We start from the raw sequence: 13,833 nt of genomic DNA on the forward strand, positions 1-13,833 counted from the left end.
GCCACAGAACCACAAAAACGGGAGGACCCGACTTGAAGAATACCGTCTCCATCGCATGCATCATGGCAGCCGTCTTCGGCGTTGTTGCTCCGGCCGCAGCCTTCGAACCCGATCGCCCGGTTGAATTCGTCGTCACGGCAGGTCCCGGTGGCGGCACCGACATCTTCGCCCGCACGATCCAGGCGATCATCGGCAAGTACGAGCTGATGAAGGCTCCGGTCGTCGTTACCAACAAGGGCAGCGCCGGCGGCGCCGAAGGTTTCGTCTACACGGCGACCAACAAGGGCGACGCTTACAAACTCGCTTTCGGCACGAACAATGCCTACCTGCTGCCGGTTCGCGCCAAGGTGCCGTACAAGGCTGAAGACCTGACCCCGGTCGCGGCGCTCGCTTCCGACGAATTCGTTCTCTGGGTCAACGGCAAGGCCACCTACAACACGGCGGCCGACTTTGCGGCCAAGGCGAAGGAAGGCGGCCTGAAGATCGGCGGCAGTCAGTCCAAGGACGTCGACCAGATCCTCACCTCGATGATCAACGAGGCGACTGGTGCTACGATCAACTACATCCCGTTCAAGAGCGGCGGTGAAGCAGCCGTCCAGCTTGCCGGCGAACACCTCGACGCCAACGTCAACAACCCGAGCGAAAACCTCGGCCAGTGGCAGGCCGGCATGGTCAAGCCGCTCTGCGTCTTCAAGAGCGTCAAGCTTTCGAACGACGCCAAGGTCGCCGGTGACAAGGGCTGGAGCGATATTCCGACCTGCAAGGAATCGGGCATCGCCATCGACAACTACTCGATGCCGCGCACCGTCTGGCTGCCGGCCGGCGTTGACCAGGATGTGGTCAAGTTCTATGCGGACCTGATGCGCAAGGTTTCGGAAACGCCGGATTGGGCGAAGTACCTCGCCGCCACCTCGCAGTCCCCCTCCTACATCGCTGGCGACGATTTCAAGGCCGCCATCGATATGGACGGCGCTGCCGTCGGCGAAGTGCTGAAGCGCGAAGGTTGGCTCGCCAACTAAGGGCGAGACATTGAGGCGGGTGCCTTCGGGTACCCGTCATCCGCTTTGAAAGGTCACGATCATGAGCGAGAACGGTGCGAATGGGGTCTCCCGCTTCGCGGTTGAGCTTGGCGTTGCTGCGCTGACCGGCGCCTTCGGCGCGGCGGTCTGCTACGGGTCCCTCGATATCGGTGCGGGATGGACCGAATTCGGGCCGGAAGCCGGTTATTTTCCCTTCTATGTCGGCCTTCTGATCCTTCTCGGAAGCGCTGCGAACGCGATCCACGCTTTCGCCAAGCATCGCGGCACGGGTGAGATCTTCATCGACGGTCACCGCGCCAAGGTGGTCTCGTCGTTTCTGTTGCCGCTGATCGCCTTTGCCGGCGTTTCCGCCTGGCTCGGCCTTTACGTCGGCACGGCGCTCTATATCGCCGGCACAATGCTTTTCCAGGGGCGTTACAAATGGTGGATCGCGTTGCCGTCCGGCGTCGCCGTTTCGCTGTTCTTCTTCATCGTATTCGAGATCGGCTTCAAGGTTCCCCTGCTCAAGGGACCGGTCGAGGCCTGGTTCGGGATCTACTGACATGGAAAATATCGGTCTTCTGATCGATGGCTTCGGCCACATCCTCAGCTGGAACCATATCCTGCTGATGATGGTCGGCGTCACGCTCGGCATTCTGGTCGGCGTGCTGCCGGGCCTTGGCGCGCCCAACGGCGTGTCGCTGCTGTTGCCGCTGACCTTCTCGATGGATCCGATCTCCGCCATCATCCTGCTCTCCTGCATGTACTGGGGCGCACTCTTCGGCGGGTCGACCACATCGATCCTCTTCAACATTCCCGGCGAACCTTCGTCGGTGGCGACGACCTTCGACGGATATCCGATGGCGAAAGCCGGCCAGGCGAGCCGAGCGCTGACGCTCGCCTTCGTGTCTGCCGGCATCGGCGCGCTTGCCGGCGTCGTCATGATCACGCTGCTCTCCGGCTGGGTCGCGAACTTTGCGCTGCGCTTCTCGTCGCCGGAATATTTCGCGGTCTATTTCCTGGCCTTCGCCAGCTTCATTTCCATGGGTGCGCAATCGCCGTTCAAGACGCTCGTCTCGATGATGCTCGGCTTTGCGCTTGCCTCCGTCGGCATGGACACGATCTCCGGTGACCTGCGGCTTACCTTCGATATCCCGACCCTGATCAAGGGCGTCAGCTTCCTGATCGCCGTCATGGGCCTCTTCGGCATCGGCGAACTCTTGCTGACCACGGAAGAAGGCTTGCGCTTCGAGGGCATCAAGGCGCGCGTCAAGATCGTCGAGATCGGCCGCACGCTGATCGAGATCCCGCGCTACTGGTCCACGATCCTGCGCTCGACGATCATCGGCATCTGGATGGGCATCACGCCCGCCGGCCCGACGGCGGCCTCCTTCATGAGCTACGGCGTTGCCCGTCGGTCGGCCCGCGACAAGTCGAAGTTCGGCAAGGGCGATCCGCGTGGCGTTGTGGCACCCGAAACCGCTGACCACTCCGCCGGTACCTCGGCACTGCTTCCGATGCTGGCGCTCGGCGTCCCCGGCTCGGCAACGGCCGCCGTCATGATGGGTGGCCTGATGATTTGGGGTCTGACGCCCGGCCCGATGCTCTTTACCGAGCGGCCGGACTTCGTCTGGGGGCTGATCGCCTCGATGTATCTCGGCAACGTCGTCGCCGTGTTCCTGGTGATCGCCACCGTGCCGCTCTACGCCTCGATCCTGCGCGTGCCCTTTGCGATCATCGGCCCGATTATCGTCGCCGTGATCTTCTCCGGCGCCTACCAAGTGGCAAACTCGGTCTCCGACATCTTCCTGGTCATCGGCTTCGGCGTGCTCGGCTATGTCTTCAAGAAGCTCGAGTACCCGCTGGCGCCGTTGGTTCTCGCCATGGTGCTTGGCGACAAAGCTGAGGACGCCTTCCGCCAGTCCATGCTGCTTTCAGGCGGCGGCCTCAATATCTTCTGGTCGAACCCGCTGGTTTCCTCTCTGATGGCGCTCGCTCTTGCACTCCTGCTGTCGCCGCTTGTCTTCGGACTGATCGGCCTAGTCCGCAAGCGCAAGCACGATACCGATGCCCCGCATGGTGACGGCAGCGCGGCGGCTTGACGGAGCCGCCGCACCCCCAACATCCAGAGACGACGAGGAAGGTCATGGCGAACACATTGCGCAAATGGACCCGTGAAACCTGGCCGATCGCGGCCGCCATGATCCAATATCCAAACGTGCTGGGCGACGGCAGTTCGGTGCAGGAGCAATCGGTCGAGCAATGGGCAGAAACGCTCGCCGATGTGGTCGATGCCGGCTTCACCGAACTCGACCCCACCGACAGCTGGATCCGGCTTGCTGACCTTTCGCCGGATCGGCTCGACAGCTTCGTCAAGCTCGCCCATGACCTCGGCCTCACCATGCCGGCGATCTCGACTGCGCGGCGCAGCGTGATCGACCCGGAGCATGGCGACGAGTATCTTGCCTACGGCCACCGGGTCATTGAAACCGCGGCCGCCATCGGTGCGGGCTCCGTTTCCTTCGGCTTTTTTGGCTCGCTGACTGACGCGCAGAAGAAGGCGCTGTGGTTCTGGACCGTCGATGGCGTCAAGAACCCCGACGAGCCCGCCACCTGGCAGAAGGCCGTTCAGCGTATTCGTGATCTTGGCCGTCATGCCGAGGAACTCGGCATCGAGCTGGCGCTCGAAATGTACGAGGATACCTATATCGGCTCGGCAGACAGCGCCGTGCGCTTCGTCACCGATGTCGGCTTGGCGAACGTCGGCATCAATGCCGATCTGGGCAACCTCGTTCGCCTGCACCGTCCGGTCGAGCACTGGCAGCAGATGATGGCCAAGGTTGCTCCCTTCGCGAAGTATTGGCACGTCAAGAACTACTACCGCACCGAGGACGAAACGTCGGGCCTGATCGTTACCCATCCTGCGCCGCTGGAGTTCGGTGTGATCAACTACCACGCCGCGATCCGAATGGCGCTTGCCCACGGCTTCAACAGCCCGTTCCTCTGCGAACATTACGGCGGCGACGGCATCTCCGTCAGCGCTGCCAACCGGGACTATCTGAGGCGCATTCTGCCTCGCGAATAAGGGAAGAGACGCGATGACCACAATCTTTGACGCACCGGAAGAGTTCGCCACGACCGCGCTTGCCGGCTTCAGTTCGATTTACGCGCGCAACGTCCGTCTCGTGAAGGGCGGTGTCGTTCGCTCGACCCAGGTGCCGAAGGGCAAGGTCGCTGTCGTCATCGGCGGCGGCTCCGGGCACTACCCCGCTTTTGCCGGCTATGTCGGCCCGGGCATGGCGGATGCCGCCGTTGCCGGCGATGTCTTCGCTTCTCCCTCGACCGCGGCCGTTGCCCGCGTCTGCCGCCAGGCCGATCAGGGCGGTGGCGTGCTGCTCGGTTTCGGCAACTACGCCGGTGACGTCCTGAACTTCGGCGTCGCTGCCGAGCGCCTGCGCGCTGAAGGCATCGACGTGCGCATCGTGCCGGTGACGGACGACGTAGCCAGCGCTTCCGCTGAAACGCCTTCCAAGCGCCGCGGTATTGCCGGTGATCTCGTGGTCTTCAAGATCGCGGGCGCTGCTGCCGAAGCCGGCCTTAACCTGGATCAGGTCGAGCGCGTCACTCGCCTTGCCAACGACCGCACCGTTTCTTTCGGCGTGGCCTTTGGCGGCTGTACGCTTCCGGGCGCCAAGGCACCGCTCTTTGCCGTGCCGAAGGGCGAGATGGCGCTTGGCCTCGGCATCCACGGCGAGCCGGGCATCCGCGAAGAAAAGATGGTTTCGGCGAGCGAGTTCGCCAAGCTTCTGGTCGGCAAGCTGCTGGCCGAACGCCCGGCGGATGTCCGCAAAGTTGCGCCTGTCCTGAACGGTCTCGGCTCGACGAAATACGAGGAACTCTTCGTGCTTTGGGTCGCGGTCGAGAAGGAACTGAAGGCGGCCGGCCTCGAGATCGTCGATCAAGAATGCGGCGAATTCGTCACCAGCCTGGACATGCAGGGCTGCTCGCTAACGCTGATGTGGCTGAACGATGAGCTTGAGACCTATTGGCGCGCGCCGTGCGATGCGCCGGTGCTGCGCAAGGGCGCGATCATCGCGGCCGAGCCCGCGACCGAAGAGATCAAGGTCGAGGACGGCCCGCAGATGTTTGCCCCCGCATCCGATGCTTCGAAGGAGAGCGGCAAGTGCATTGCCCGACTGATTGGCGAGATTGCCGAAGCGTTGAAGGAGGCGGAAGACGAACTCGGCCGTATCGACGCCTTCGCCGGTGATGGCGACCACGGTCAGGGCATGCGCCGCGGTTCCGCCGCAGCCGACGAGGCGGCAAAGACGGCGGTCGCGGCCGGCGCCGGCGCTGCAAGCGTCCTGGCGGCGGCGGGCGATGCCTGGGCGGATCGCGCCGGCGGCACGTCGGGTGCGATCTGGGGTCTGTTGCTGCGTTCGTGGAGTAATGCTTTCGACGACGAGACGGCGCCCTCGGACGCCGCCATCGTCGATGGCGCACGCCGCGCCCTCGATGGCGTCACGCGCCTCGGCCGTGCACGCGTCGGCGACAAGACTCTCGTCGATGCGCTGGTGCCCTTTGTCGAAACCCTGGAGCGTGAGTTTGCCGCCGGCAAGCGTCTGATCGAGGCGTGGCAGGCTGCCGCCAAGGCCGCGACCGCCGCCGCAGAGGCGACTTCCAGCCTGACGCCGAAGCTTGGCCGCGCCCGTCCGCTCGCCGAAAAGAGCATCGGTCACCCCGATGCCGGCGCCATCTCGCTGGCGTTGACGGCGCGAATTGCCGGCGGGTTCCTGCTGCAATCGGCGATGGCCTGAGCCCTCAATCTTCCGATCGGGTGGCCGCAGTGCCGCCCGATCGTCTCTCTCTCTCTCTCTCTCTCTCTTTCCTTTCGCGCGCGCGAACCGCCCGTTTTCTCGCCGAATTGCTCCCGTCGGTGCGGTTCTGGCTTCCGGGACGGCGTGCCGATACCGTCGGCCGTGGCTTTTTCAACACAATCTCCGGTCATTGTTGGGGAAACCCCATCAATTTTCTCGGCTAACGAATATCTGCCACGGAATTGCCGGATCGCGGGCTATGCCTCGTCTTTCCTGCAGCGTGCGCTAAGTGCTTGAGTTCGTGTGCCGCCGGTTAACTGCCAATGATTTCTGAAGTTCCGAGAAGGAGACAAGAATGAAAAAGAGTTTTGCCGTGAAGGTGTCCGCAGCGTCTCTGGTTCTCGCTGGTGCGATGGCCGCAAACGCAGCCGATCTCGCGACAGTACAACCGCAACCGGAGCCGGACACCAGCAACGGCGTCAAGATCGGCTACCTCGATTGCAACATCGCCGGCGGCGTCGGCTATGTGCTCGGTTCTGCCAAGGAAGTCGATTGCGTCTTCCGCTCGACGATGGGGGCTGAGGCTTCCGACCACTACGCCGGCGCCATCCGCAAGATGGGTGTCGATGTCGGCTTCACGACGCAGAGCCGGCTGATCTGGGCGGTGTTTGCACCGACCGCTGGCTACCACCGCGGCTCGCTCGGTGGCCTCTATCAGGGTGCAACTGCCGAAGCGACGGTCGGCGCCGGCATCGGCGCCAACATCCTCGTCGGCGGCACTTCCGGTTCGATCCATCTGCAGACGGTCAGCGTGACCGGCCAGATCGGCCTCAACCTTGCGGCAACCGGCACATCGATGACGCTGACTGCCGTCAACTAAGGTCGTTATCGTCGGCCTGTTGACCCCTCCCGCAACTGGCCCGACACGATCGCATAAACGACAAGGGCACCGCGGCTCAGATTGGGCTGCGGTGCCTTTGCATTTGAACTGTTGCCATCCGCCGATTCCCGTTTAAGGAAGGCTGGTAAAGTTGTGCGCCGTAAGGGGCGAACGTCGAGGTTTGGATTGAACAAAAGCCTTTGTCTGGGTGTGGTTGCCCTTTGCTTCGCGTCCACGCCGCGCTGTGCGTTTGCCGAGTGGCAGGCGGTCGAGAAGGAAGCGCCCTATGCCATCGAAGGGCAGACGGGCGCGGACCTTTATGCGTCGATCGGCGAGCGCGGGCCGAAGGCCGGACTTGGCCGGGCGATCGCCCATACCAATTTCAAGCTGACCTGGACGCGGAAGTACGAAGAACAGGCAGGCGCCTGCGTGCTGACGACGGCAAAGCCGAAGCTGATCATCACCTATACCCTGCCGAAGCCCGCGAAGCCTCTGCCTGCGGGCACACGCGAAAACTGGGACATCTTCATCGACGGGGTGCGCAAGCACGAACTCGTGCACGGGGATTTCATCAAGGAAATGGTGCGCGCGATCGAAGGCGCGACCTTGGGGCTCACCGTCCCCAATGATCCGAAGTGCCGCAAGATCAGGACCGAAATGACCAAGCGCCTCGGCGCGCTCTCGCAGGCACAACGCCAGCGCAGCGGCGACTTCGACCAGGTTGAGCTGACGGATGGCGGCAATATTCACCAGCTTATCTTGAGGCTTGTGAACGGGCCGTAGCCAGGGACCTTGCGAGGAGGATGCAGAACAACCCGGCATGTCCGGGTTCAATCAAACGCTCACGCATAACGCACAAGGAACTCCTCGGCCGTCAGTTCGCGGAAGTCATCGAGCGCGCGGCGGAGGCGCTGGTGGTCCCAGTCCCACCAGGAAAGCGCGTCCATGCGCTCGCCGATGCCTTCGTTGAAGCGAGCGCGGATGAGCTTGGCGGGCACGCCGCCGACGATGGTGTAGGGCTCGACATCCTTGGAGACGACGGCGCCGGCGCCGATCACCGCGCCATTGCCGACGGTGACGCCAGGCAGGATGGTGGCGCCGTGGCCGATCCAGACGTCGTGACCGATCGTCACCCGGTTCGATCGTCGCCAGGCGAAGAGGTCGTGGTCGAGATCGGTGTCGTCCCAATAGTTCGGCGCGCGATAGGTGAAGTGGTGCAGCGTCGCGCGCCAGGTCGGGTGGTTGGTGGCGTTGATGCGCACGGCGGCGGCGATGTTCACGAACTTGCCGATCGTCGCGCACCAGATCGAACCGTCCTGCATGATGTAGGAGTAGTCGCCAAACTCGACTTCGTCGAGCCGCGAACGCTCCTGCACTTCGGTGTAGCGGCCGAGCGTCGATTTGTTGACGCTCGCCGTCGGGTGGATGAAGGGCTCGAGCCCGAGCTTCTGGCTCATGCGGCGGCCTTTCGCGGCGAGAAGGCCGAGACGTCGAGAATGCGGTCGGCAACGGCGTCGCGGACCTCCTCATCGTGGAAGATGCCGATCAGCGCCGTACCCTTCGCCTTCTTCTCAGCGATCAGTTCGACGACGACGGCCCTGTTCTTGGCGTCGAGCGATGCGGTCGGCTCGTCGAGCAGCAGGATCCTGTGGTCGGTGATGAAGCCGCGGGCGATGTTGACGCGCTGCTGCTCGCCGCCGGAGAAGGTGGCTGGTGGCAGGCTCCAGAGTTCGCGCGGCAGGTTGAGCTTGCTTAAGAGTTCCGCCGCGTGCGCACGCGCCTCTTCGATCGGGGTGCCGCGGGCCTGCAAGGGTTCCGCGACGATGTCGAGAGCGGAGACACGGGGCACGACACGCAGGAACTGGCTGACATAGCCGAGCGTCGTGCGCCGGACCTCAAGCAGGGTGCGCGGCTCGGCCGTTGCCAGGTTTACCAGCTTGCCGTCGTGATCCATCAGGATCTGGCCTTCGTCCACGCCGTAATTGCCGTAGAGCATTTTCAGGATCGAGCTCTTGCCGACGCCGGAGGGGCCGCCGAGAACAACGCACTCGCCTGCCTTGACCGAGAAGGAGACGTTGGCGACGACGGGCCGGCGGACGCCGTCGCGCAGGTGCATGGTGAAGCTTTTTGCAACTTCGGAAACAACGAGGGGCGTAGCCATGATTTACACCTGCAAGATCGAGGAGACGAGGAGCTGGGTATAGGGCTCGCGCGGATCGTCGAGCACCCGGTCGGTCAGTCCCTGTTCGATGACTGCGCCATCCTTCATCACCATCATGCGGTGTGAAAGCAGGCGGGCGACGGCAAGGTCGTGGGTGACGATAACAGCGGCAAGGCCGAGGTCATGCACGAGCCCGCGCACCAGGTCGAGCAAGCGTGCCTGCACCGACACGTCGAGACCGCCGGTCGGCTCGTCCATGAAGACGAGGCGTGGGGAGGTGACGAGGTTGCGGGCGATCTGCAGGCGCTGGCGCATGCCGCCGGAGAAGGCGCGCGGCTGGTCGTCGATGCGATCGACGCCGATCTCCACTCGCTCCAGCCAGTCGCTGGCGGTGGCGCGAATGTTGCCATAGTGACGATCGCCGACGGCCATCAGCCGCTCGCCGACATTGGCGCCGGCCGAGACCGTCATGCGCAGGCCATCGGCCGGGTTCTGATGAACGAAGCCCCAGTCGGTGCGCATCAGGAAGCGGCGTTCCGCTTCGCCCATGCGGGCAAGATCACGGTACTGACCGTCGCGCATGTGGTACTCGACGATACCCGAGGTCGGCATCAGCCGGGTCGAGAGGCACGAGAGCAACGTCGTCTTGCCGGAGCCGGATTCGCCGACGATGGCGAGCACTTCGCCCGCATAAAGCTCGAAAGAGACGTTGCGGCAGCCGATGCGGCTTCCGTAGAACTTCGAGAGGTCGTTCACTTTCAGAAGCGGGAGGGTACTCATTCTGCGGCCTCCTGGCGGGCGAGCATGTGACCTGCATGGCCGCAGGCGCGGCGGTCTTCGCAGTGATCGGTGTCGGAGCAGACGAACATGCGCCCGCCTTTGTCGTCGAGAATGACCTCGTCCAGATAGACGTCCTCCGCACCACAGAGTGCACAGGGCTTGTCGAAGCTCTGGATCTCGAAGGGATGGTCGTCGAAGTCGAGGCTGACGACGTCGGTGTAGGGCGGTACGGCATATATGCGCTTTTCGCGGCCGGCGCCGAAGAGCTGCAGCGCTTCCGACATGTGCATCTTCGGATTGTCGAATTTCGGTGTCGGCGAAGGGTCCATGACGTAACGGCCCTCGACCTTGACCGGATAGGCATAGGTCGTGGCGATGTGGCCGTTGCGGGCGATGTCCTCGTAGAGCTTCACATGCATCAGCCCGTATTCCTCGAGCGCATGCATCTTGCGTGTTTCGGTCTCGCGCGGTTCGAGGAAACGCAGGGGCTCCGGGATCGGTACCTGGTAGACGAGCGTCTGGCCTTCCGAGAGCTTTTCCTCCGGAATACGGTGGCGCGTCTGGATGATCGTCGCCTCCTTCGTCCGGGTGGTGACGGCGACATTGGCGACCTTCTGGAAGAAGGCGCGGATCGAGACGGCGTTGGTGGTGTCGTCGGCGCCCTGGTCGATGACCTTCAGCACGTCCTCCGGCCCGAGGATCGAGGCGGTGACCTGGACGCCGCCGGTGCCCCAGCCATAGGGCATCGGCATTTCGCGTGAGGCGAAGGGGACCTGGTAGCCGGGGATCGCGATCGCCTTCAGGATGGCGCGGCGGATCATGCGTTTCGTCTGTTCGTCCAGATAGGCGAAATTATAAGTAGCAAGATCGTTCATCGCCGATTACCCTTGAGTGTGTCGACCGCGGATGGGGTCAGGATTTGAGCGAGATAGTTTTCTGGGTGGTTGTGACCGTCGCGGTGGTGGTGGCCGCCCTGTTCTGGGCCGCCCGCAATGCCCGGCGCGAGCCGGACGCCAAGGCGCGCAAGGACGATGGTTCCGGCGATGCCGGTGTCGTCTTTGCCGGTGACAGTGGCGGCGATTGCGGCGGTGGAGATGGCGGCGGCGACTGAACGGTCACCGTGCGTCCATGCGGTTTGCCCGATCATTCGGCCGCCTCCCGTTGTTCCTTCGCCGTGTCGCCGGCGTTGGCCGCCTCGTAGTCGCGGCGCATGCGGCGAACGAGATCGAGTTCCGCCTGGAAGTCGACATAGTGCGGCAGCTTCAGGTGCTCGACAAAGCCGGTCGCCTGGACGTTATCGGCATGCGAGATGACGAATTCCTGATCCTGGGCGGGTGCTACGATGTCCTCGCTGAACTCGTCGGTCCTGAGCGCCCGGTCGACCAGCGACATCGACATCGCCTTGCGTTCACTCTGGCCGAAAACGAGGCCGTAGCCGCGAGTGAACTGGGGCGGCTGCTTGGCCGAACCCATGAACTGGTTGACCATCTGGCATTCGGTGACGCGGATCGTGCCGAGCGAGACGGCAAAGCCGAGCTCGGGCAGGTCCAGTTCGACCTCCACCTCGCCGATGCGGACTTCGCCGACGAAGGGGTGGGTGCGGCCATAGCCGCGCTGGGTGGAATAGGCGAGCGCCAGGAGGAAGCCTTCGTCGCCGCGGGCGAGCGCCTGCAGGCGCAGGTCGCGGGCCATCGGAAACTCCATCGGCTCGCGGGTAAGGTCGCCCATGACATGACCTTCGGGCATCTGGCCGTCGCCCTCGATCAGGCCCTCGCCGTCGAGAATGTCGGAGACGCGCATCACATGTTCGCCGGGTTCCTTGACCGCCGGTTCGGCGACGCTCTCGTCGGCGATCAGCGACGGGTCGAGCAGGCGGTGGGTATAGTCGAATGTCGGGCCGAGCAATTGTCCGCCGGGCAGATCCTTGTAGGTCGCCGATACGCGGCGTTCGACCTTCATGTTAGCGGTGTCGACCGGTTCCGAGTAACCGAAGCGTGGCAGCGTCGTGCGGTAGGCGCGCAGGATGAAGATCGCTTCGATCATGTCGCCCCGTGCCTGGCGAACTGCTAGAGCCGCAAGCGCGCGATCATAGAGCGAGGCTTCCGCCATCACCCGATCGACGGCAAGGCCGAGCTGCTCGACCACCTGTTCGATGGTGATCGACGGCAGGTCGCGGTCGCCGCGACGGCGGTCGGCGAGAAGGCGGTGGGCATTGGCAATGGCGGCTTCCCCCCCCTTGACGGCTACGTACATGGATTACGCCTCCTTCTGCGAAAGACGGGTTGTGCGCGGCAGGCAGAGCAGGTCTTCTCCAGCCGTCAGCACGAGATCGACGCCGCGCGGGAAGATTGCGCGGTTGGCGGTCCAGAATTCGAGGAAGACGTCGGGCAGGCCCTTCACGGCAAAGTCCGTCTCGTCCTTGATGCCGGGACCCTTGGCGGTCAGCAACGGGCCGCCGGTCAGCGCCTCGATTTCGATGACGAGCGTCGTCGATCGATCCGGGTATTCCTGGGTGCCGAGCGAGAACAGGTCGAAACCTGGGAAGGCAGCGCCTTTTTCGACGAAGGCGAATCGGGCTTCGGTCTTGCTGGTGGTCACCGAGGCGCCCGTATGGAAAGCGACCCATCGCGGAACGGCCGATTTTCCGAGCGCCGGCGTCAGCCAGACAGGCGTATCATGGTCGCAAAGCGTAAGCGCCACCGCGCCGGCGGCAGCACCGAGCGGAGCGGGGGGCGTGCTCATCGCCTTGAGGCGCATGGTCGTGCCCGGGCGGGCAAAACCGTCCATCAGGTCGCGGAAGACGGATTGGGCGGCAAAGACTGGATCTGCGAAGGCGCCGGCGTAAATCTGCGATTGGCTGGCCATCAGTCGTCTCCCCGGACCATGGTGAAAAAGTCGACGCGGGTTGCTGCAGTCTCTTCGGCCTTGCGGCGTTCTTCCAGCGCCAGCCGGTCCGCCACTTGGTGAAGCAGAGCATCGACGTTCGCGCGACCGTCCTCGCGCTGGGCGAGTGCGTCGAAGATCGCTGCAAGCCGCGCGCGCTGCCGGTCCGCACAGAGCAGCTGCCCGTGGCCGATCTCGCCGCTCGAAAGGCGGATGGTCGCGCGCGAGACCGTCGCCTCGCCGAGATTGAAGGGATCGCCACCGCCACCGATGCGGCCACGCACCATGACGAGGCCGGTCTCCGGACCGCGAACCGGATGAACGTCCGGCTTGTCGGCGAGCGCTTCCCAGGCAGCATTCAGCTCGTCGAGGGTCGCGCGAGCGAGCAGTCCCATGGCTTTCTTGCGCGCCGGATCCGGCGGGCTTTGTTTCAGCTTCGCATCCATCATTTTCACCTCAAATGTCTATTGATCTAGACAACTGTACATCTTATACTTTTCCATAACGTCCGCAAATGACAGGCTTGTGACATGGCAATGCGAAAAGTGGTTGAGCGCCAGACCGGCGTCGCTCTGTGGCGGCAGATCGCCGACCGGATCCGCCTGGCAATCAGCAATGGCGACTACGATGCGGCCGGCATGGTGCCGCCTGAGACGGTGCTTGCGGGCGAATTCGGCGTCAACCGGCATACGGTCAGAAGCGCGCTTGCGGCTCTTGCCGAAGAGGGACTGGTGCGCGCGGTCCAGGGACGCGGCACGATGATCGAGCGCAAGGAAAGGGTGAGCTACCCGATCTCGAAGCGCACGCGGTTCTCGCAAGGGCTCGGTCGCCAAGTGAAGGAGATCGGCACGAGGCTGCTCGGCCACGCCGAATTGCCGGCAAGCGGCGAGATCGCAAAGGCGCTCGACATTGCGCCGGGCGATACGGTGATCGAGCTCAAGACCGTCAGCAGCGGCGATGGCCGGCCGCTGTCTGTATCCTCAAGCTATTATCCTGCGCATCGTTTTCCGCGCATGGCCGAAGAATTCGAACGGCTGCATTCCGTCACCAAGGCTTTCGCCGCCCACGGCTTGGATGACTATGTCCGTGCCTCGACCGAGATCGTCGCCCGGCATGCCGACGCGGAGGAGCTTTCGATGCTGAAGCTCTCGCCGGGTGCGATCGTGCTTGAGGCGCAGTCGCTCAACGCCGATCTCGACGGCTCCCCGGTGGAGTATTCCCTCACCCGTTTCGCCGCTGACCGGATGAAGCTGCGGATTGAGACATAGAACGCGGCCGGCTACCCACGGCGAC

The 13,833-nt window shown here is 63.8% G+C and carries 16 protein-coding genes; 9 read left to right on the top strand and 7 right to left on the bottom strand.

Annotated features, from left to right (window positions below):
- Positions 1–32: 32 nt before the first annotated feature.
- The 7 genes from AC3WWH_RS29525 (at position 33) to AC3WWH_RS29555 (ending at position 7,499) form a co-directional block, all read left to right on the top strand.
- Positions 33–1,019 carry a Bug family tripartite tricarboxylate transporter substrate binding protein gene (locus AC3WWH_RS29525; RefSeq protein ID WP_113399461.1) on the top strand — a complete coding sequence of 329 codons (987 nt, stop codon included), beginning with the start codon at positions 33–35 and terminating at the stop codon, positions 1,017–1,019.
- A gap of 61 nt (positions 1,020–1,080) precedes the next feature.
- Positions 1,081–1,581: a tripartite tricarboxylate transporter TctB family protein gene (locus tag AC3WWH_RS29530; protein WP_058323244.1), complete on the top strand. Its 501-nt coding sequence runs from the start codon at positions 1,081–1,083 to the stop codon at positions 1,579–1,581.
- A 1-nt stretch (position 1,582) separates the two neighbouring features.
- Entirely contained in the window at positions 1,583–3,121 is a 1,539-nt protein-coding gene (locus tag AC3WWH_RS29535; RefSeq protein ID WP_113399462.1) for a tripartite tricarboxylate transporter permease, read from the top strand.
- A 44-nt stretch (positions 3,122–3,165) separates the two neighbouring features.
- Positions 3,166–4,104, top strand: coding sequence for a sugar phosphate isomerase/epimerase family protein (locus tag AC3WWH_RS29540; protein ID WP_492377361.1), 939 nt, complete (start codon positions 3,166–3,168; stop codon positions 4,102–4,104).
- Between the two features lie 13 nt (positions 4,105–4,117).
- Entirely contained in the window at positions 4,118–5,836 is a 1,719-nt protein-coding gene (locus tag AC3WWH_RS29545; RefSeq protein WP_058323247.1) for a dihydroxyacetone kinase family protein, read from the top strand.
- 355 nt (positions 5,837–6,191) lie between these two features.
- On the top strand, positions 6,192–6,716 hold the full coding sequence (locus AC3WWH_RS29550; RefSeq protein ID WP_057251657.1) for a DUF992 domain-containing protein: 525 nt from the start codon (positions 6,192–6,194) through the stop codon (positions 6,714–6,716).
- Positions 6,717–6,902: 186 nt separating this feature from the next.
- Positions 6,903–7,499, top strand: coding sequence for a DUF922 domain-containing Zn-dependent protease (locus AC3WWH_RS29555; RefSeq protein ID WP_492377362.1), 597 nt, complete (start codon positions 6,903–6,905; stop codon positions 7,497–7,499).
- A 59-nt stretch (positions 7,500–7,558) separates the two neighbouring features.
- On the opposite strand, the gene AC3WWH_RS29560 is transcribed toward AC3WWH_RS29555, so the two are convergent.
- The 4 genes from AC3WWH_RS29560 to AC3WWH_RS29575 are packed head-to-tail and all read right to left on the bottom strand — an operon-like array spanning position 7,559 to position 10,532.
- Positions 7,559–8,173, bottom strand: a complete 615-nt coding sequence (locus tag AC3WWH_RS29560) for a DapH/DapD/GlmU-related protein (RefSeq protein ID WP_058323249.1) — start codon at positions 8,171–8,173, stop codon at positions 7,559–7,561.
- Positions 8,170–8,877 (bottom strand): phosphonate C-P lyase system protein PhnL, encoded by a 708-nt coding sequence (gene phnL, locus AC3WWH_RS29565; RefSeq protein ID WP_113399464.1) that lies wholly within the window; start codon positions 8,875–8,877, stop codon positions 8,170–8,172. Before phnL ends, AC3WWH_RS29560 begins: the two co-directional genes overlap by 4 nt.
- Before the next feature lie 3 nt (positions 8,878–8,880).
- Positions 8,881–9,657, bottom strand: coding sequence for a phosphonate C-P lyase system protein PhnK (gene phnK / locus AC3WWH_RS29570; RefSeq protein ID WP_058323251.1), 777 nt, complete (start codon positions 9,655–9,657; stop codon positions 8,881–8,883).
- A complete protein-coding gene (locus tag AC3WWH_RS29575; RefSeq protein ID WP_058323252.1) occupies positions 9,654–10,532 on the bottom strand; it encodes an alpha-D-ribose 1-methylphosphonate 5-phosphate C-P-lyase PhnJ in 879 nt (292 codons plus the stop codon). Before AC3WWH_RS29575 ends, phnK begins: the two co-directional genes overlap by 4 nt.
- 44 nt (positions 10,533–10,576) lie before the next feature.
- Between AC3WWH_RS29575 and AC3WWH_RS29580 the strand changes: the two genes are divergently transcribed.
- Positions 10,577–10,768 (top strand): hypothetical protein, encoded by a 192-nt coding sequence (locus tag AC3WWH_RS29580; RefSeq protein WP_156433146.1) that lies wholly within the window; start codon positions 10,577–10,579, stop codon positions 10,766–10,768.
- Between the two features lie 32 nt (positions 10,769–10,800).
- Here AC3WWH_RS29580 and AC3WWH_RS29585 read toward each other — a convergent pair whose 3' ends face one another.
- The 3 genes from AC3WWH_RS29585 to phnG are packed head-to-tail and all read right to left on the bottom strand — an operon-like array spanning position 10,801 to position 12,986.
- Positions 10,801–11,910, bottom strand: a complete 1,110-nt coding sequence (locus AC3WWH_RS29585) for a carbon-phosphorus lyase complex subunit (protein WP_058323253.1) — start codon at positions 11,908–11,910, stop codon at positions 10,801–10,803.
- Between the two features lie 3 nt (positions 11,911–11,913).
- A complete protein-coding gene (gene phnH / locus AC3WWH_RS29590; protein WP_113399465.1) occupies positions 11,914–12,522 on the bottom strand; it encodes a phosphonate C-P lyase system protein PhnH in 609 nt (202 codons plus the stop codon).
- Complete coding sequence (gene phnG / locus AC3WWH_RS29595; protein WP_113399466.1) at positions 12,522–12,986, bottom strand: phosphonate C-P lyase system protein PhnG; 465 nt, start codon at positions 12,984–12,986, stop codon at positions 12,522–12,524. The genes phnH and phnG overlap by 1 nt, the downstream gene beginning before the upstream one ends.
- A 90-nt stretch (positions 12,987–13,076) precedes the next feature.
- Between phnG and phnF the strand changes: the two genes are divergently transcribed.
- Entirely contained in the window at positions 13,077–13,808 is a 732-nt protein-coding gene (phnF, locus tag AC3WWH_RS29600; protein ID WP_113399475.1) for a phosphonate metabolism transcriptional regulator PhnF, read from the top strand.
- Positions 13,809–13,833: the final 25 nt, after the last annotated feature.

Source organism: Ensifer sp. EB106-03-01-XG145, from assembly GCF_058792075.1.